This window comes from Paenibacillus sp. 19GGS1-52, assembly GCF_022369515.1.
In the GTDB taxonomy this organism is placed as follows: Bacteria; Bacillota; Bacilli; order Paenibacillales; family Paenibacillaceae; genus Paenibacillus_AQ.
The window spans coordinates 3,886,907-3,905,458 of sequence record NZ_CP059724.1; the positions used below are offsets into that span (position 1 = coordinate 3,886,907).

General features: G+C 44.3%; 15 protein-coding genes and 2 pseudogenes. 4 read left to right on the forward strand and 13 right to left on the reverse strand.

The features are described 5' to 3' along the window. Positions 1-13: 13 nt before the first annotated feature. Positions 14-867 (forward strand): annotated as a pseudogene (locus tag H1230_RS18110) (SDR family oxidoreductase). Between the two features lie 10 nt (positions 868-877). Here H1230_RS18110 and H1230_RS18115 read toward each other — a convergent pair. Then, positions 878-1,771, reverse strand: coding sequence for a hypothetical protein (locus tag H1230_RS18115; protein ID WP_239711322.1), 894 nt, complete (start codon positions 1,769-1,771; stop codon positions 878-880). Positions 1,772-1,882: 111 nt separating this feature from the next. After that, positions 1,883-2,917: a YeiH family protein gene (locus tag H1230_RS18120; RefSeq protein ID WP_239717397.1), complete on the reverse strand. Its 1,035-nt coding sequence runs from the start codon at positions 2,915-2,917 to the stop codon at positions 1,883-1,885. A 200-nt stretch (positions 2,918-3,117) separates the two neighbouring features. Between H1230_RS18120 and H1230_RS18125 the strand changes: the two genes are divergently transcribed. Continuing rightward, a complete protein-coding gene (locus H1230_RS18125; protein ID WP_239711323.1) occupies positions 3,118-4,017 on the forward strand; it encodes a LysR family transcriptional regulator in 900 nt (299 codons plus the stop codon). A 105-nt stretch (positions 4,018-4,122) separates the two neighbouring features. Here H1230_RS18125 and H1230_RS18130 read toward each other — a convergent pair whose 3' ends face one another. The 3 genes and pseudogenes from H1230_RS18130 to H1230_RS18140 all read right to left on the reverse strand — a co-directional run bounded on the left by H1230_RS18130 (position 4,123) and on the right by H1230_RS18140 (position 7,504). Continuing rightward, the gene (locus tag H1230_RS18130) at positions 4,123-4,821 is read right to left on the reverse strand and encodes an ABC transporter ATP-binding protein (protein ID WP_239711324.1); all 699 of its coding nucleotides are present in this window, start codon (positions 4,819-4,821) and stop codon (positions 4,123-4,125) included. Then, positions 4,818-5,936 (reverse strand): ABC transporter permease, encoded by a 1,119-nt coding sequence (locus H1230_RS18135; RefSeq protein WP_239711325.1) that lies wholly within the window; start codon positions 5,934-5,936, stop codon positions 4,818-4,820. Before H1230_RS18135 ends, H1230_RS18130 begins: the two co-directional genes overlap by 4 nt. 216 nt (positions 5,937-6,152) lie before the next feature. After that, positions 6,153-7,504, reverse strand: a pseudogene (locus tag H1230_RS18140) (IS4 family transposase). A gap of 179 nt (positions 7,505-7,683) precedes the next feature. Between H1230_RS18140 and H1230_RS18145 the strand changes: the two are divergent. Together H1230_RS18145 and H1230_RS18150 are read left to right on the forward strand one after the other, a co-directional pair. Further along, positions 7,684-10,407, forward strand: a complete 2,724-nt coding sequence (locus H1230_RS18145; RefSeq protein WP_239711326.1) for a response regulator — start codon at positions 7,684-7,686, stop codon at positions 10,405-10,407. Continuing rightward, positions 10,404-11,270: a CheR family methyltransferase gene (locus H1230_RS18150; RefSeq protein WP_239711327.1), complete on the forward strand. Its 867-nt coding sequence runs from the start codon at positions 10,404-10,406 to the stop codon at positions 11,268-11,270. The genes H1230_RS18145 and H1230_RS18150 overlap by 4 nt, the downstream gene beginning before the upstream one ends. 4 nt (positions 11,271-11,274) lie before the next feature. Here H1230_RS18150 and H1230_RS18155 read toward each other — a convergent pair whose 3' ends face one another. The 8 genes from H1230_RS18155 to H1230_RS18190 all read right to left on the reverse strand — a co-directional run bounded on the left by H1230_RS18155 (position 11,275) and on the right by H1230_RS18190 (position 18,551). Further along, positions 11,275-12,588, reverse strand: a complete 1,314-nt coding sequence (locus H1230_RS18155) for a sensor histidine kinase (RefSeq protein ID WP_345773364.1) — start codon at positions 12,586-12,588, stop codon at positions 11,275-11,277. Between the two features lie 56 nt (positions 12,589-12,644). Further along, a complete protein-coding gene (locus H1230_RS18160) occupies positions 12,645-13,322 on the reverse strand; it encodes a response regulator transcription factor (protein WP_239711329.1) in 678 nt (225 codons plus the stop codon). Positions 13,323-13,334: 12 nt separating this feature from the next. Continuing rightward, positions 13,335-13,718, reverse strand: a complete 384-nt coding sequence (locus H1230_RS18165; protein WP_239711330.1) for a MerR family transcriptional regulator — start codon at positions 13,716-13,718, stop codon at positions 13,335-13,337. Between the two features lie 35 nt (positions 13,719-13,753). Further along, positions 13,754-14,599 carry an SDR family NAD(P)-dependent oxidoreductase gene (locus tag H1230_RS18170; RefSeq protein WP_239711331.1) on the reverse strand — a complete coding sequence of 282 codons (846 nt, stop codon included), beginning with the start codon at positions 14,597-14,599 and terminating at the stop codon, positions 13,754-13,756. A gap of 90 nt (positions 14,600-14,689) precedes the next feature. Continuing rightward, positions 14,690-15,508: an SDR family oxidoreductase gene (locus tag H1230_RS18175; RefSeq protein ID WP_239711332.1), complete on the reverse strand. Its 819-nt coding sequence runs from the start codon at positions 15,506-15,508 to the stop codon at positions 14,690-14,692. Between the two features lie 179 nt (positions 15,509-15,687). Further along, complete coding sequence (locus H1230_RS18180; protein ID WP_239711333.1) at positions 15,688-16,134, reverse strand: MarR family winged helix-turn-helix transcriptional regulator; 447 nt, start codon at positions 16,132-16,134, stop codon at positions 15,688-15,690. A 179-nt stretch (positions 16,135-16,313) separates the two neighbouring features. Continuing rightward, positions 16,314-17,507 (reverse strand): metallophosphoesterase, encoded by a 1,194-nt coding sequence (locus H1230_RS18185; RefSeq protein WP_239711334.1) that lies wholly within the window; start codon positions 17,505-17,507, stop codon positions 16,314-16,316. Between the two features lie 183 nt (positions 17,508-17,690). Further along, positions 17,691-18,551: a hypothetical protein gene (locus tag H1230_RS18190; protein ID WP_239711335.1), complete on the reverse strand. Its 861-nt coding sequence runs from the start codon at positions 18,549-18,551 to the stop codon at positions 17,691-17,693. Position 18,552 lies beyond the last annotated feature (1 nt).

Sequence of the window (18,552 nt, forward strand, 5' to 3'; positions counted from 1 at the left end):
GGAGCGATATACAATGGCTGAGCTAGCGTTACTTCCTGCTCTTGCAGGTAAAGTTGCTGTCATCACAGGCGGGGCCGGTTTATTATGCCGGGCAATGGCAATAGAGCTAGGACGTCAGGGAGTAAAAGTCGCTATTCTTAACCGTACCCTAGAAAAAGGCAATCAGGTTGCAGACGAGATTACAGCAGCTAACGGCCAAGCGGTCTCCTTCGCCTGTGACGTTACAGATAAAGAGAGCGTGATTATAGCTGCCGAGAAAGTCCTCCAACACTTCGGACCCTGCGATCTCTTGATTAACGGAGCCGGGGGAATGATCCTTTAGCCAATACAACGAACGAAATTTTCAAAGCTGAAGACTTGGATAACCCTGATACCCATTCCTTCTTCGATCTCAGCGTCCCTGGCTTTCGTCAGGTGATGGATCTAAATCTGATTGGCACTTTGATCCCAACCCAAGTTTTTGCCAGACAAATGCTGGGCCGCACGGGTGCCTCTGTGATCAATATTTCATCCATGAGTGCATTCTCTCCAATGACAAAAGTCCCAGCGTATAGTGCTGCGAAAGCAGGTGTAAACAACTTTACACAGTGGCTGGCCGTCCATCTGGCAGAAGCTGGTATTCGCGTGAATGCCATTGCCCCTGGCTTTTTTCTGACCAAACAAAATGAGAAATTATTGATTCGTGAAGATGGTATGCTGTCGGACCGTTCCCACAAAATTATTTCACAAACCCCAATGCGCCGCTTCGGTAAGCCTGAAGATCTGCTCGGCACCTTGCTTTGGCTTGCGGACGAGACTATGTCCAGCTTTGTTACAGGAATTACGATACCGGTCGATGGCGGATTTATGGCCTACTCGGGAGTGTAATCCAGCATCCCTAGTTACTCAATCTTTGCTGCAGCATGGCTGTCAGCTCCTCGGTTTTCTCCCAGACTAGTGGGCGGATATCACCTGTTTGTACTTTCAGCTTATCCGCATCGCAGCCTCTGACGGTCCAGATTACCGGAATGTCCCTGCCAAGCGCATAACCCGCTGCAAAATAAACCTCGGGCTCCTGACCCGTTAAATCAGCAATCACCAGTTTGCTTGCAGAGACAAGCTCTATCGAGTACGGTTCAACACTATCAATGTTCCGCAGATTTAGCAGTTGGGGAACATAGCCGTACTGTTCGATCTTTGGCAGCACTTTGTCCAGCCATTCACCACCCATTGCTTCTTCATCTGAGATAAGCACACAGCAGGGCTTCAGCTTTCTTCCCCCTGCGCTAAGCGCAGCTTCGCTCCAGCCTTTTGCAGTAAGTCTGAAGGTCATGCCCTCTCTGATCATAAACTGTTCTGTAGCAAGCCTATCGATAATAAATACAAGCTCTTGCAGATTGGGTGAATACGTCAAGTTATAGCTGCGCGAAAGTGGCTGAATGACCACAGGTTCTTCAGCTGCATCGGAATGCCGATACAAATATTGTAATAACCGATTCCCCTTCTCTTCAATGGTCACCGGAATATTTGGCGAATTAACAATGGCATTCATATCTTCGATCGATAGTGCAACCAAGTCATCCCAATCGGTCCGTTCCCGAATATAGGCCGATATTACAGGAAAGATATGGCGTTTCTCTTGATAGGATAATGAATTAATGGGTTCATAGCTTTCTCTTAGAAGGCTGTAGAACCCTTCGGGTGAACAGGCACAACTCATATATTTATCGTAATCCCCTGCGGACTCGATCGGCACGATTTCATCACAGAATAAACAATGTTTCTTTACCATATTCATTTTTCACCTCTACACTTTATATTTACATGTTCTCTACACTACCAAATTTTATCTAAAAAGTAGAGGAGTAGATATTTCCAGCAAGGTGAATATTTGATCTATTCCCTATGCCAGCCCAAAGCCATGCACCAGCAGGAAGCCCAACACGGAAAGCAACACAGAGCCGATTAGTCCGGCTAGGAAAGGCTTTTTGCCCAATCTACGGAAGGTGGCGATATCCACGCCGAGTCCCAGTCCCGCCATAGCCATAGCAAGTAGAAAATATGCCAGTACTATGATCCCTTCAGTTAGTGGTGCAGGCACTAGCCCTAATGTATTCACGCCGCTCATGAACAGAAATCCGAGAATGAACCAGGGCACCGGAATCTCTCTCCACGGTACTACTGCAGACTGCCCCGCTTCCTTACGCTGCTTATACCCATCCCATATTCCGATCACAAGGGCGATTGGAACAAGCATGGCTACTCGCGTCAGCTTAACAATAACCGCCAAATCAACAGCTTGTTGGCCACCTGGTGCAGCCGCAGCGATTACATGTGCGATTTCATGCAAGGTTCCACCGGCAAAAATTCCATATCCAGCAGCACTCAAACCTAATATGGGATACAGCATGGTGTATATAAGTGTAAATATCGTCCCCAAAATCGCAACAGTAGCCGCACCTACCGCCGTTTCAGCATCACTAGCTTTGATTTGCGGGGAAATCGCCACCACTGCGGCTGCACCGCAGATCGCTGTTCCACAAGCGGTTAGCAGCCCTAGCTTCTTGTCGATCTTGAGCCAGCGGCTTAGTCCATACACCGTGAATAGTGTGAATACGATATTAATCACCGCAATCGCAAATACCTTTGGCCCCGCTTGCGCGATATCGAATATATTAAGCTTCATCCCCAGTAGAATAATCCCAAATCTCAACAGCCGCTTACTTGAAAAGCTGATGCCAACCCCTGCATGTTGAGGCACTCCAATAAGTGCTCTCAACAGGATCCCAAGCAGGATGGCCAGTACAAGCTGACCCATAATATTTAAAAAAGGCAACAGTGCCAGATATTTCGCTGCTATTGCGAGAAGTAAGGTCAGACCTACTCCTTGTGCAAAGCCGATGTTCTTTTGTTGTTTAACGACTATTTCAGGCTGAATTCCCATCTTACTCGCTCCTCATCACTATACATAACTTGAGTTATTTATAGCTTCACTATAAGAGCATAAGCAGAGGAAGAGAAATACGACTTTGCTATCTTTATCATTACAAATACTTATGATTGATAATATAAATATGTTAAAATGGCATCATATAGGTCGTATTATAACATAATATCAAATAATAATGAGGGATACTAATGATAGTGGATGCATTACGAGTGTTCGTTACAGTGGCAGAACAGCGACATTTCTCCAAAGCGGGAGAGCTTCTGAACCTGTCTCAACCAGGGGTTAGTCTGCATATTAGAAATCTAGAGAATGAGCTGGGTGCAAAATTGCTGCATCGTTCTCCCAAACAAGTGCGCCTGACTGAAGCTGGAGATATCCTGTATAAACATGCCAAACAAATATTAGCTCATTACCAAGAAGCAAGCCAGGAAATTCAGATGCTGCAGAATGAGGTTACAGGCAGTATACATATTGGAGCCAGCTTTACCATCGGGGAATATATATTGCCGGGGAAGCTTGCGGAGTTTGCTGGGCAATTTCCGCAAGTTAACCTACAGGTTACTATTGGCAACACGGAGGAGATTATTACAGCGGTCCGTTCCAACCAACTGGATATCGGTTTTATAGAAGGGGAGACACAGGATGCTGAGCTAAGTGTTATCCCTTATATGAAGGATGAACTGCTCATCGTCGCCCCTTCTAATCATCCGCTGTCGGAGAACATCGTTGTAGAACAGGAATTGCTGCAGAATCAGATTTGGGTACTGCGGGAGCATGGTTCAGGAACCCGCGCCTATAGCGATCATTTTATGCAGGAGGCCGGTATTTCCAGCAAACGCGCTTATGTCTTTAACAGCAGCCAAGGCGTCAAAGAAGCGGTAGCTGCTGGGCTTGGTATAGCCATGCTCTCCAGATGGATTGTTCGCAAAGAACTGGCGAGTGGTGAAATTCACGAGCTGCGTATCAGACACAGCCATCTGGAGCGAGACTTTTCCATGATCCGCCATAAAGAAAGTTCATCTTCAATGGCGCTCACTGTATTTATCCAAAAGCTGCTTACCCAACCGTCTATCGCGCGTAATAAATAAGGCATAGTTTGGAGCTGCTTTTAATACACTTTTCACAAAATACTCTAATATGAACAATATAGCGATGTCATTAATGCTTCTTTATTGTGCTGTATCCTTATTCTACTAATGTACAGTTACCAAACTCTTTTTCTCAATCAAGTGACCTGCTTCCAGATGCAGCACGCGATCACACCATTCCAACATCCGTTCGTCATGGGTCACCATAACAGCAGCCTTGCCCTCACTTTTCACTTCGTCAGCGATCATGCGTACTACTTCTCTGCCTCGATTGAAATCCAAGCTTGCAGTTGGCTCATCGGCAAACAGAATAGCTGGTTTGTTCATCCAGGCTCTGGCGATCGCTACACGCTGCTTCTCGCCACCGGAGAGTTGTTCTGGATAACGGTCACGCCGCTCCCAGATCTCCAGCCGTTTCAGCAAATAAGCGGCCCGCTGCTTGGCTTCCCGCGTATCCAGCTTCGCAAGTCTGGCTACATAGAGCAGCTGTTCTTCTACCTTTAGGTAGGGAAGCAGTTGTGCACTTTGGAACATAAAGCCAATCTTCTCTAGCCGCTGCTTAGTCAGCTCGCCCTTATCTTTATTCGCAAGTGATTCGCCATCAATGAAGATTTCGCCGCTAGTCGGCGTGAGTAACGCGCCTGCTGCTGACAGAAACGTGCTTTTCCCCGACCCCGAGGGACCCAGAACAGCGACAAATTCGCCTTCATTCACTTGGAGATTCAGGTTACTCAATACAGATAAGGTCGAATCCCCATCACCGTAGGTCTTAGTCACTTGCTTCATTAGTAATTTCGCACTCATGCGCCAGTCCTCCCTATCGCTTCTAATGCATCTACTTTAGCCACTTTAGCAACCGAGATCAGTGCGCCCAGCAATGACATGGCTACAAACAAACAGCTAGTCAAAATAATCGTCGAGGTATCCAACTGGAACGGCATAGATTCCGGAAGAGCCATATTCATCCCAAAGGTTAGCAGCAGGCTGATGAACAGACTGGCAACAGACAAAATCATGACCTGCCCCACTACGCTCCAGGCCAAGTATGACATCTTCGTCCCCATCGCCTTCAGAATTCCGAATTGGCTAGTCTTTTGAATCGTAATGACGTAGAAGAAGACGGCCAATACAAATGCGGCAATCACGAACAGGAACACGATCATCATCAGTAGAGAATTTTGCTCAGCCGAATAACCAGGTATACTGGAAATCGCTTGTTTCTGAGTAATCACTTCTACATTATCCAGCTGTCCGGTAATTTCCTTGACCTGACCGGAATCAGCATGGAGTGCTATCACATTAAAGGGGACAGACTGCGCTTCAGCAGCACCTTGACCTACTCCCTGCTTCATTTCCTGCCAGTCTCTATTATTAATAAATACTACGGGTGTATGGCTGTAGGAGCTGTCCTGAACAAAACCAGCAACTTTCCAACTCATTCCGGATGCCTGATCACGAATTGTGCTGCCTATAGTAATTCCCGACTGTTCTAATTTCTGATCAACAACGACACTGTCTTGCGATTCATTGGAAATCCCGTTTCCCTGAATCACCTTAGGCGCCAGCATGCCGTCCATATCGACTGCAAAAAAAGTAATGTCAGCCTTCACATCGGCATCGGCAGCAGTAATAGTGCTCATCTGTACCGCAAGTGGGGTTGCATTCTTATCGCCAACGACCGCACGAGCCCCCTTGAGCTCCGCATCATTTAGTTGGGAACGTCTGAAAGTATGATCCGCATCTCCCTGTACCACATAATAATTTGAGGGCATATTCTCGACGGCTGAGATATTAGCATAGGCTAATCCCCTAGCTAGCCCTGTTACAAACAGGACCAAAAATGAAACCAAGAGCATAATGACCATTATCAGCATATATCTAGCTTTGGAATGCCTGATCTCTCTTAAAGCTAAAAACATAAAACCACTCCTCCAAATTTCTGTATAACCACAGTTTAGAAGGCGAACATGAACGGAGTATGAATAATGAATTACAAAAGATAGCTCCTTTTAAATTCATCAATGTTATACTATTAGTTAAACGGAACATTAGAGAACATTCAGTGTTCGATAATCTAATTCATGCCCGCTAATACTCTGATTAGTGGGTATTTTATGTTGTTACTTATTAATAACTCAACTTTCGCAGCTCAAATCTTTAAACAAACCCTTGATATAGCTGGGCAAGCTAGCAATCCAATCTTGTAGTTGACAAAGAACAGACGTTTTGTTCTGCTTTGTCTTCGCTTGAGCCATTTCGAGAAATAAAACCATGAGTTGCTGAAGTGCGGTCTGGAAGTCCAAATCACGGACTTCATCGGCAAATAGAAAGAAGAGTCCACCGAGAGTTCGGTCATCATTAGTTTGCCGTCTTTCATATTCCATCGCCAAATAGCGGCTAAATACAATAGTAGTGTGGCTAATCAGTTGGTCAAACGAACGACCTTGAAACTCTGTCCCTAGTTTCAAATAGCTTTTAGTCACTTTGAAAAAGGTCTCTATACTCCAGCGCATTCCGTAAATCCGTACAATTTCAGCAGAATCCAGGGCTACATCTGTACTCAAAATAGCAAGCCATTCCCGTCGTTTGTTCCGGTTTCGTACGAAAACGAGTTTTACAGGCAGACCGCAGGTTGTTTGGACAATCACAGAACCCTTAATGTCCGAGTCCTTCGATTGGGGAAGACTTTGAAAGACTTCACGTAACGTTAAACGCTGTCCCTGAACGAGATATCGCTGCTTCATTTCCTTCACCATCCCAATCACGGAAAGACCTTTATCGGTCAACTGACGAAGGAGTGGAGCCTGAGTGAACCAACTGTCCATTAGCACATAGTCGGCGGTGAATCCAGCAGTTAAAGCCCGGTCTAGCAGGGCGACGACAGCATCCGGCTTCCGAGAGAAAGCCTCCATACGGCGCTTATACCCTATGCTGCGCTTGGACACCTTCGAGGTTATCTCGCAGAGTCGATTCGCAAGTTTGGCTGAAGAAAGCATGACAAAGTCAAGCGGAGCAAAGCTGAATCCGTCGGACCAACCGAGTGTAAGCATGCAGTAGCCTTTGGTAAATCGACCCGTTGTATGGTCAAACACCCGAGCCAATATTCAGCTTTTTTACTCCGATTACGGCTGAGTACAGAATCGTCGACAATGAATACTCGTATACGATTCGCAGAAATGAGCGACTCGAAATGACAAACTACGTGTTGGCTCAGGGCTTGCAGAAATCTACGCCATGCAAAGGAAGAATGATTTAGAAATCGATAGACAACGTCTTTTCCGGGAAGATCATCGCCACGTGAGCTTTCCAGCAAACGAAACCAATTCTTTCCTTCAAAGACAAGGGAGAAAACAATTTGAAAGACCGCGAGACTAGAGAGTCCAAACGATTTGGAGATTCCCGCCTTTCTCAGGAATTTCCCCATTTTAAGGGATGCAAAAAGTTTAGAAAAGCGAGACTGTTCAGACATGGAATGTTGTTGTAACATAGGGTTACACACCTTTCTTGTTGGCATGGTTGGTCGCACTTCCATGATACCAAACAAGAAGGGTGTTTTTTGTCAAGATAAGCCAATGTATTGGATTTATTCTTACTGGCTCTAAGGATTAGATTGATTTTCTAGCTGCGAAAGTTGAGTTAATAATTATAATCATAGGAGGAAATCAGTTGCCCCGATATAATGCCTGGAGTATTCAGACTAAAATCATTTCCGGATTTCTAATTATTATTGGTTGCCTGACCATATCTACAGTTGTCGTACATAGTCAAATATACTCCAAGCAAAATGAGGTAAACGTTATTACGATTCATGACCGTGAAGTTACAAGTCTTACCAACCAGATTGAAAAAAGTGTTCTGGACATGGAGGATGGGGTGCGGGGCTATGTGATTACAGGTGATCCACTCTACCTTGAGCCATATACTCGCGGAAAGACACAGTGGCAAGAATACTTAAATCAATTATATGAAGTCATAGCTACAGATTCATTTGGCATTCAAAGACTGCAAGCAGTTAAGGTTAATATAGAAAACTGGGTCGCACAAAATGTAGATCCCATCATACTAATGAAAAAAAACAATGACGAATCAGGGATAGTTAAATCCTTCAGCAACGGGGCGGGTATGCAACAAGTGGATCAGATCCGCCAGCAGTTTGACACGTTTAGGCAAGATGAGAATCAATCAACAGATAACCGCATCACAGCGCAGAAGAAAAGTAACAATACCTTAATCGCCTTTCTATATATATTTGCTCTAGTTGTTGCCAGCATAGCAATTCTTATCTCTGTAATACTTTCTCGAACTATTCTAAATACGCTGCGGAAAGCAACTTCTACGATTAACGGGATCGCCTTATCCAAAGACAATTTGGAAGAAAGAATTATTGTGAATACAAAGGACGAAATCGGGGATTTGGCGCATGCGACCAATTTGCTTCTGGATAGCCATCAGCATCAGTATTGGATACAGACACAGACTTCTGAATTTGCCGAGATGTACCAGGGAATCGAAGATACCGTTGAATTAGCAGATCGTTTCCTAACAAAAGTGTCAGCTATCTTAAACGGGCAATACGGAGCCATCTACCTCTTTCAGGATGACAAAAGTATATTGATCAAAGCAGCTTCCTATGCGGGTGACGGTACGAACATAGGTAAACAAAGCTTTCGGGTGGGAGATGGCTTAGTTGGACAATGCGCTAAGGAAAAGAAAATCATACACATCAATCAAATTCCTGAAGAATACATCAAGATCGAATCTGGACTGGGTGAGTCCAAGCCTAGACATATACTGCTAGTACCTGTGGTACATCAGGGTAATCTGCAGGCTGTGCTCGAAATTGCTTCTATGGAAGAGTTCAATATGCATCAGCTCCGACTGTTGGATAATCTTCTTTTACCTTTCGCGGCTGCCGCTGAAGTCGTAAGAGCTCGTATGGAAATCGACCGTTTATACTCAGAATCCCAAATTCTTAATAATGAATTGCAGCTGCACGCCAAAGAAACACAGGAGCAAGCAGAAGAACTGCAGGCGCAGTCGGAAGAACTCATGCTGCAGTCAGAAGAACTACAGACTATAAATAATCAACTGCATGAGCAACGCAATCATGCCCAATCAAAGACTGCAGAGGCAGAAGAAGCGCGGGCAGAGATGCAGCTATATGCCGAACAGCTAGTTGTTAGCTCCAAATATAAATCTGAATTTCTGGCGAATATGTCGCATGAATTACGCACACCGCTCAATAGTATGCTCGTATTCTCCCAGTTCTTGAAAGAAAACAACAATCATACCTTAACCGACGACGAATTGTTATATGCAGGCTATATCCAGGATTCAGGAAATGATTTATTGTCCTTGATTAACGATATTCTTGACCTATCCAAGGTAGAGTCAGGAAAAATGGAGCTTAATATTGACGCTATTAATTTATCTGAGATGCCTCAGATCATGGAGCAACACTTCTCCGAGCTAGCCGCAAGAAAAGGACTTGAATTTACGATTATCCTGCACCAGAATACACCTAACCTAATGTTTACAGATGAGCAACGTTTACAGCAGATTCTGAAGAACTTAATCTCTAACGCTATTAAATTCACTACTATCGGTAAAGTAGAAATTACGATTCAAAAAGCCATTATGTCTACTGAGCTTTCGGAAAAGCAAATATACAATTCTAGTGAAATCATTAGTTTTGCCGTGCGGGATACTGGACTGGGAATTCCTAAGGATAAATATGAGCTGATCTTTGAATCATTTCAACAGGCAGATGGAACCATTGAGCGCAATTACGGAGGAACCGGACTGGGGTTATCCATCTCCAAACAATTAACAACCCTCTTGGGCGGTTCACTCTTACTCGAAAGTGAATTCGGAGTTGGGAGTATATTTACTCTATATCTTCCTTCCTTACCCAGCGACTTCGAACAGTTCGAGGCAGCTCCAACGGTAGAGGTTGTGAGTCCACCTGTGCCAGTACTTGAGATACAGCAGTACCTCCCTTCCGAAGGAAACGAGGTATTTCAAGGAAAAAAAGTGCTTATTGTCGATGATGACAAACGTAATGCGATTGCGTTAACGGCGCCTTTGACTCAAAGAGGAATGCAAGTATTTGTGGCCGATTCAGGAAAAGCATGCATTAGTATTCTTGAAAAGGAAAAAATGGATATTATTCTTATGGATATTATGATGCCGGAAATGAATGGCTATCAAGTCATGGATTGGATTCGCAATAGTTTGAAAGATCTTGAACTGCCTATTATTGCAGTGACTGCAAAAGCTATGAAACAAGATAGGGAAAAAAGCCTGGCGGCGGGCGCCTCAGACTATCTAAGTAAACCGATTCAGCTTGAACAGCTTTTTTCACTTATGAGTGTGTGGTTAAGCAAATGATGAATGGTCCGTTGAATATCAATGAACACGTTGAGCATGAAAAAAAACAGATAGATCTTATCCTGGAAACCGTCCACCAGTTAAGCGGATTCGATTTTAACAACTACAACCGCAATCATATTAAAAGACGCTTACATTTACGAATGAGTCAAGAGGGATCCTCTGACCTTACCTCATTACTAAATGAAATAAATTGTAATCCCCAGTTGCTAGATAAAATTTTGAATGATTTTTCAATTCAAGTGACTACTATGTTTAGAGATCCCTTATTTTTCTTGAAATTTCGCAGAAATGTGATCCCTCTCTTGAAGAATTTTCCGGAAATCTATGTGTGGCATGCGGGGTGTTCAACAGGGGAAGAAGCGTATTCCTTGGCCATTCTGCTTAAAGAAGAAGGCTTACTGGAGAGAGCAAGAATTTATGCCACAGATATCAGTGAAGAGGCAATTAACAAAGCCCGAATAGGTAAATTCCCTCTTCACCGCATGAATAATTACAGAAAAAACTATTATGCCGCAGGTGGTGAATTAGAGTTCTCCGAATACTACAATGCGGATGATACGTATGCTTATTTCGATCCATCTATCACTAACTCTATTTACTTCCATCAACATAATCTCGTGGTAGATGGTTCAATTAATGAATTCCATATCATTCTGTGCCGGAATGTTTGTATCTACTTTAATGCGGATTTACAAAATCATGTGCATCAATTGCTTCATGCCAGCTTGCACAATGAAGGATTCTTATGTTTAGGTGATCAAGAATCCTTAATCTCATTGGATAGCAAAAAATACTTCCAGGAATTCGACGCCAAGTGCAAAATCTATAAGAAAAATGATTACTTCAGGTCTGGTTCTTGAATTACTACATGGCAAGCGTGACCGTAAAAGTTGTTCCTTGTCCCAACGTGCTTGAGACCTCAACGGTGCCATTATGTGCTTCAATGATTTTTTGGGCAATAGCAAGTCCCAGTCCACTACTGTTACTATCGCGTGTGCGCGCCCGGTCGACTTTATAGAATCGGTCAAAAATCATCGGCAGTTCTTCTGCAGGAATGCCTTCACCATCGTCTGTAACGGTTACCACACAGTTCCCATCAGCAAGAATTGAAGTAATAACTATAGATCCGCCAGCAGGCGTATATTTGATTGCATTGGATAACAGATTCATCCACACTTGATAGAGCAAATTGGAGTCTCCATGAAGCGTATGTTCTGTTAGATTTAATCTTACCGCCAACTGCTTCTCCGTAAGTCTCCACTCCATAATCTGCACAACCTGGCGCAGCTGCGCCCGCAAATCGAAAGTCTGCTTCTGCAGAGCATTCGCATCATAATCAAGGGATGACAAGGTCAGAAGCTGTTTACTCAGCATCGAGAGGCGATGGCTTTCCTCGTCAATAATGGAGAGGTATTGCAGCCGCTGTGCTTCAGGTAAATCAGCTTCCTTAAGGGCATGGGCAAAGCCTTGGATAGAGGTGAGCGGAGACTCGATTTCATGAGATACATTGGCAACAAAATCCTGCCGTGCCCGATTTGTCCGTTCCAGTTCCCGGCCCATAATCATAAAGTGTGAAGCCAGTTGGCCAATTTCATCACTCCGCCGCGTGTTCAGCTTAATATCATATCTACCTTTGGAGATCCGTTTGGTAGCCGCAGTAAGCCTGGTAATCGGTCTAACCACATGCAAGACGGCGATCATCACAAAACCTAAGCTAAACAATATAGTGAACCCGATAATAACCGCAAAAAAGACCCGCAATTCACCAAACTGCACCTCAGCATCCGGACGCATAAATAAGGCATAGGTATGGTTATCAAGATAGATAGGTACACCTATCGTATTTCTCAACTGGTTGTCAAAAAATCCGGTGACAAAGGCCTTACTCGGAAATTCTGCCACTCCATGAAATACTTCTCCGCTCAATACCTTTTGCAATTGCTGCTTACTCAAATCTTTTTCGCGAAAAGGCATCCCGTAGACACGTTCAATCCCTTGGTCATCTGTTAAATAAAGCTTGTATCCCAGCGAAGCTACGCTTAAAAGATATTCATTCATTGATTCTGGATGAGCTTCGATAAAATGCTGCAGCTCTATAGCCATTCCGGTGAGCTTCGCATCATTTTTAGGCTTGATTTGAGCTTGATAATTCAGGTTGGCAACCAAAAATCCTAGCATGCTGCTGATTATTATCACTGAACAAAAGACAAGACACATACGTAAATATAAGGACTTCATATGTTGCTCAACTCTACTTTATAGCCAATTCCCCGAACCGTACGGATCATAAAATCATCCTGATAATCCAGAAAACGTTGGCGCAGGCGCTTAATATGTACATCAACGGTTCGCTCATCACCCTCATAATCCGCTCCCCATACCAGTTCAATCAATTCGCTGCGTGAAAACAGCCTGCCTGGGTATTGGGCCAGTTGGGCCAGCAGTTCAAATTCCTTCACAGGCAGCAGCAGAATTTCGTTGCCAACGTTTATCTCATAATTTTTCCGATCAATCACAAGCGATTTCAGACGGATTTTATCATTGGAAGCTATGGAGTAACGACGAAATAAGGCTTTAATGCGGAACAGAAGCTCCTCCGGTTCGAAGGGCTTTGTTAGATAGTCATCCGTTCCGCGTAAGTAGCCTTGTTCTTTATCACTAAGCTGCTGCCGTGCGGTTAAGAGAATAATCGGAATATCATAAGTTTCACGAATATATTGACACAGCTCCAGACCATCTACATGTGGCATCATTACATCAACTACGGCCAAATCCACTGTGTTATCTTTCAGCTTATGTATGGCCTCCTGCCCGTCAGCCGCTTCAATGACAAGATATCCATCTCTCGTTAGCACATGCTTTAACAATGTGCGAATATGGGCATCATCATCCGTAATTAGTATGTTTTTCACCAGTTCTCACTCCTAGTTATATTCGCCCATTTTTTTACCGCTCAGGAGCTTAAAATCGATAAAATCCAGAATCGTTTGCAAATGGATCATTTGCTGTTCAATCCTCTGTTTATGGCCTTTCAGTATTTCATCCCGTTCAGTCACAGTGTTGATATCATCATCATTTGTTCTTAGAACATACAGCTTCATCTCATCTAGGGACATGCCCGTTTTCTTCAAGCAAGCAATCAGGACCATCCTGTTAATATCCTCAGCATCATAGATACGATGTCTATTATCCTTACGCTTTACCTCCTGGAGCAAACCGATCTTCTCATAATACCGTATGGCATCCTCTGTGAAGCCGGTTAGCTCTGAGAATTGTTTGATGGAATAGAGCTCACTTACGACGTTCATAGTCATCCTCTCCCTCTAAGAATGTACCTTTAAGCTCAGGTAGTAAGGAATTCTTGCTTATAGATAGTATCTATTTTAGCGAATACATGTGGAATATGCTGATAAAATTTCAACGGTGTAGCTTTTCCTTTATGAATAAAGATACCTACTGTCCCCTTATATTCACCAAAAGCAGCCTCGTATAAGCGTAAAGCCCCTGCACTGGGATGCTTGAATAATAGATGCCGCACGGGTATCAGCCATTTCGGCATGCCGGACCCGGCTGTCATAGTTGTTTTATTAGGACCTGGGCAAACACTTCGAATTTCAATACCTTCCTTGACCGCTGTTGCCGAAGCCTCCTGTGTCCACATGGAGAGGGCCATCTTGGAAGTGGCATAAGAGCCAAATAGTTTTTTGAATTTTGCCGCTTTGCCTAACTGTTCGGGCTCAAACCGCTTCAAGGTTAACAAGGAATTAGAAGAGGTATTGATAACGGTCTTTAACTCTCCCTTAGTCAGTAGATCCTTTAGCTCCATATAGATAATATAAGGTACAACAGCATTCATTTCAAAATCCAGCTCACGCCCTTGAGGTGAATACCGCAGTTCTCCGGTGGAAACGCCAGCATTATTAAATAGCACATCAAGATGAAATTCCTGTGCCTTAATAGCCATTAACGCCTTGTTCAGGCTGCGGAAATCGCTTAGATCAGCTTTATAAACTCTAAGTTGGCCTGCTCGCTGTGCTTCCATGATCAACGGCTCACTTTGCGGAAGGTCTGAACGAATGAAGGCGATAACCTGCCAGTTCTCAGACAGTAGTTTCTTGGTCAACTCCAGGCCAACCCCTGAATTCGCGCCGGTGATTAATGCCGTTTTGTGCTGCTGTTGTATAACCATGTTATGGCCTCCCTTATTGGATCAGATAAATTCTCATCTGTATAAGGTCATGCTACAACTTGGTGTCCACACCAAGTCAAGGATTGATTGCTATTTTACTGGATTGATAAAAGGAAGAATACTGTCCTTCAGCGGAGTAATGGGACAGCCCATGAATCTTTCCAGATCCTCCGAGGTTGAAACCGTATCAATCTTGGATAGAAATGCATAGATCCAGTTCTGAATCCTGGAATCCTCGCGATGCACAACAGGCTTGCCTGCAAGCTCTGATAGTATAGCAGACAGTTCGCCAAAGTCCCAAGGACGCGGGGCAGTCAGTTCATAGATCTGTTGCCGATGCCCTGAGGTTGTAAGAATCTGTGCGGTGCCAAGGGCAAGATCCTGGCGTGTAACGGTGTTGAATTTCCAATTCCCTGGATAAGTAATAAACTCACCACTGCTAATCGCTTCATTCAGACCCAATACACCAACAAAGTCTGTATAAAGAGCATTTCGCAGAATTGTATAGTCTAGGCCAGAATCAAAGATGAGCTGTTCCGTCTGTCTATGCACATGATTAGCTGGAATGGGTCCTTGTCGTGGAAAGGCAAAACTGGTATAGAGCAGTTGCTTCACCCCGGCCTTCTTTGCGGCTGTTATCACATTGCTATGTTGCACAAGACGGACGCTGTCATCGGTATGTGAACTGGAGATAAGCAACAATTGAGTGATTCCGCAAAACGCCTTATCAAGGGATTCCGGCAGGTCATAATCCCCAAATCGCACTTCAATACCGAGCTTGAGGTATTGTTCAGCTTTCTCTGTATGCCGGACACAGGCAATAATCTGGCTGGACGGAACCTTTTGCAGAAGCTGTTCTATAATCAAGCTCCCTAATTGACCTGTTGCACCTGTAATCAGAATTGACATCTTTTTGTTCCTCTCTTTTATGTGGGTTAGTTAAGCTATTAACTATATTCTCAAGCAGAAACGGCTTTGGCATCCTTTTGATGGACGGCATCCGTTTCTGCGAGAAATATAAGGATAATTTATCGTGTGAAATATCTTATATTTCAAAAACCATTTGCACCTTGCTATTTATACTTCTGTTAGCCTCTATTTAGCTTCTGTAACAAAGAAATTAATTGCTGCAGCTCCTGCGTATTCAACCCTTTCATTCCTTCTGCAACGGTCTGACGATTGTTCGGAAGATGCTCCATTAGCAGTTGCTGACCTGCACCAGTGATCGAAATCACGGATTTTCTGCCATCTACATTGTGGCTTGCCCGGATAATATATCCGTCTTTCTCTAAAGGTGTGAGCAACAGACTAATATTAGCCTTGGTAACGCCAATTTTTTGAGCCAGAACCGAAGGAAGAATGGTCCCCCCCTGCTTCGCAATTTCGACCAGAATTCGAATTCGCGCCCCACTTATCCCCTTCGACTGCCAATATTTCTCGGAAACGGCCACTAAATTCGCAGTTGCTTCAACCAAGGTGAAAAAAGCCTGTGTATGCAGTGGCTGGTCCAATGCATATTTTTGCAAATTATCCATAGTAGCGAATCAGCTCCAATTAGTTAAGTGCTTAACTATAATGAAGATACAATACTTCGTCGCACTTGTCAAAGGGACCCTTTCTGGGAAGCCAATCCTTATCTTTTCAAAAAAAAAGAGTGTCTTCCAGCCAACTGTATGGCCTTGGAGACACTCCTCAAGAAGGAAGAAGGATTGAATTAGATCAGCACCGTTTGGGCTGTCAATATCTCATCGCTGTATTTCTTGCTGCCTTCCAGCATAACCTCCAGCTTAATAAGCTCCGAGCGGCTGGCCCAGCGTATCGGGGGTCCCCAAGTTCCGTAACCCGAGGAGACAATGACATGCAGCTTATCCTTGCGAAGATAGCCCCAATCCAGCTCAAACAGCCGCTTGGTGATCCAATGATTGGGAGCAATCTGCCCACGGTGCGTATGCCCGGAGAGCAGAATATCTACTCCCGCCTGTGCAGCGGCATCAAAGCCAGTCGGCTGATGATCCATCATAATCACCGGACGAGTAAGATCAAGGCCTTCCAACAAGGATACGACACTTTTTCTTCCCCCTGCTTCCATGGACTCTGCGGTTTTGTCCTTGCGACCCACAATATAGGTGCCAGCCACTTCCAGTACTTCATCCTGAAGGACTTTGATCCCAATGCTGCTCATTAGCTCGGTATATTGACTAATTGATCCTCCATAATACTCATGATTGCCCAAGACAGCATAAACGCCATGCCGTGCCTTTAACTGTTTCATCTGATCACTCATATGATTGCGGATAAAGGGCTCAATACTGTCATCTAATACATCACCGGCTAACAGGATCACATCTGGGTGCATGTTGTTGATTTCCTTGACCATTTTCCGAAGATGCCGATTGCCGACGATATTTCCCAAATGTAGATCCGAAGCTACCGCGATGGTCAGCGGAGTGCTAGTTCCAATCGACTTGTCGATGGGTATTGGATGAGTGCGCACGATCGTGCTCCAGGCATTTCGCGAACCCCAAATGAGGAATACAGCCAGCATTAGCAGCAATGTAACACCCGCTTCGGAGGTGAACTCAGTTAGGCTATAACCCATTAGTCTCAGCACCCAGTGCAACAAGTCTGTCAATGGCAGAAAGATTATAGCAAACTCCATACAAGCCAAATAGTAAGAACCGATGACTTTGAAGAATCGGGCTAACGGCTTCACTGACTGTGGCCAAGGAATCATGGCGATCATATATGCAAAAGCCACAATCAAGAATACCGGCCAGAATACAGCGGCGGGTGTACCCGGCATCCAATCCTGAACCAAATACCAAGTGTGAAGACCAATGTAAAAGTTAACAAGGACCAAAACGAGCAGCATAATGGTCGCTGAAGCTATCATTCGAAGTTTTTTCATGGTTTCTCCCCCTTTGCCAAGACGATTTATCAACGTACTCTATTTCAAATCATAACACAAACCATTAGCACAGTATAAATTGCAGTAACGAGACGGATTAAATCACTACAAAACATAAAGAAATCACTCTTTCAAAAGAGTGATTTCTTGGAATATCCTGGACCCTATTCACCAAGGAAACTGTTAATTGGTAATGGTTGCGCCGGATGTTCCATCCACTGCAGCTCTACCATCCGACCCCTTTTTTCCATGATCGCCTTGGTGACCTGATCCACCCTTGCCTGCACCCGCTTCTTTACCAGTAAAGGTGCCGTTCACGAATGCTGCGGCTTTTGTGGAGATTGTTGCTTTTTGCTCATCATATTTTGCTTGAGTAAGCGTGCCGTCAGCCAGCTTCTTATCCAGTTCAGCCGTCAAAGTAGCTGTAACCTGATCAATCACGGTTTTCACGGTGATCCCTTTTTCGCTTGCCAGAGTAGCTAATGATTTACCGGATCGCACTGCTGTTTCCAGCTCATCAGTCGTTACTCCTAATACCGTAGCCAGAGCACTGTCCTTCAGGATACCCACATGTCCGAAATCACCAGCGGGTTTGTTGCCTTTTTCACCTTTAGCCTCATTCTTCCCTGGGGAAGTTGCATTGATCTGCTCCGTTACTCTCGTAACAAGGGAAGCTTTCTGAGTATCATATTGGGCTTGCTTTATTTTCCCATTAGCTAGTTGTTTATCCAGAGCTGTAGTTGCTGCTGTTACTTCAAGGTCAATTACCTTTTGTACATCTACGCTTTGCTCTGCGGCAATAGTTGCTAATGATTTTCCGGCTTTACGTTCTGTTTTGAGTTCATCTGCTGTTAGACCCAGCAAAGTTGCCAATTCAGTATTATCTATCATGGAATGAAACTCGTTCATCCCTCCAGCATGTCCGGTATTCTTCTGCACTGTGGTTGCTGCGGCATTAACACTCCCTGAGCTAAGTACTCCACTGCCCGCCGTAACGGCAAGGGCTAATACACTGGCCACTAATAATCTTCTATTCATTCTCATT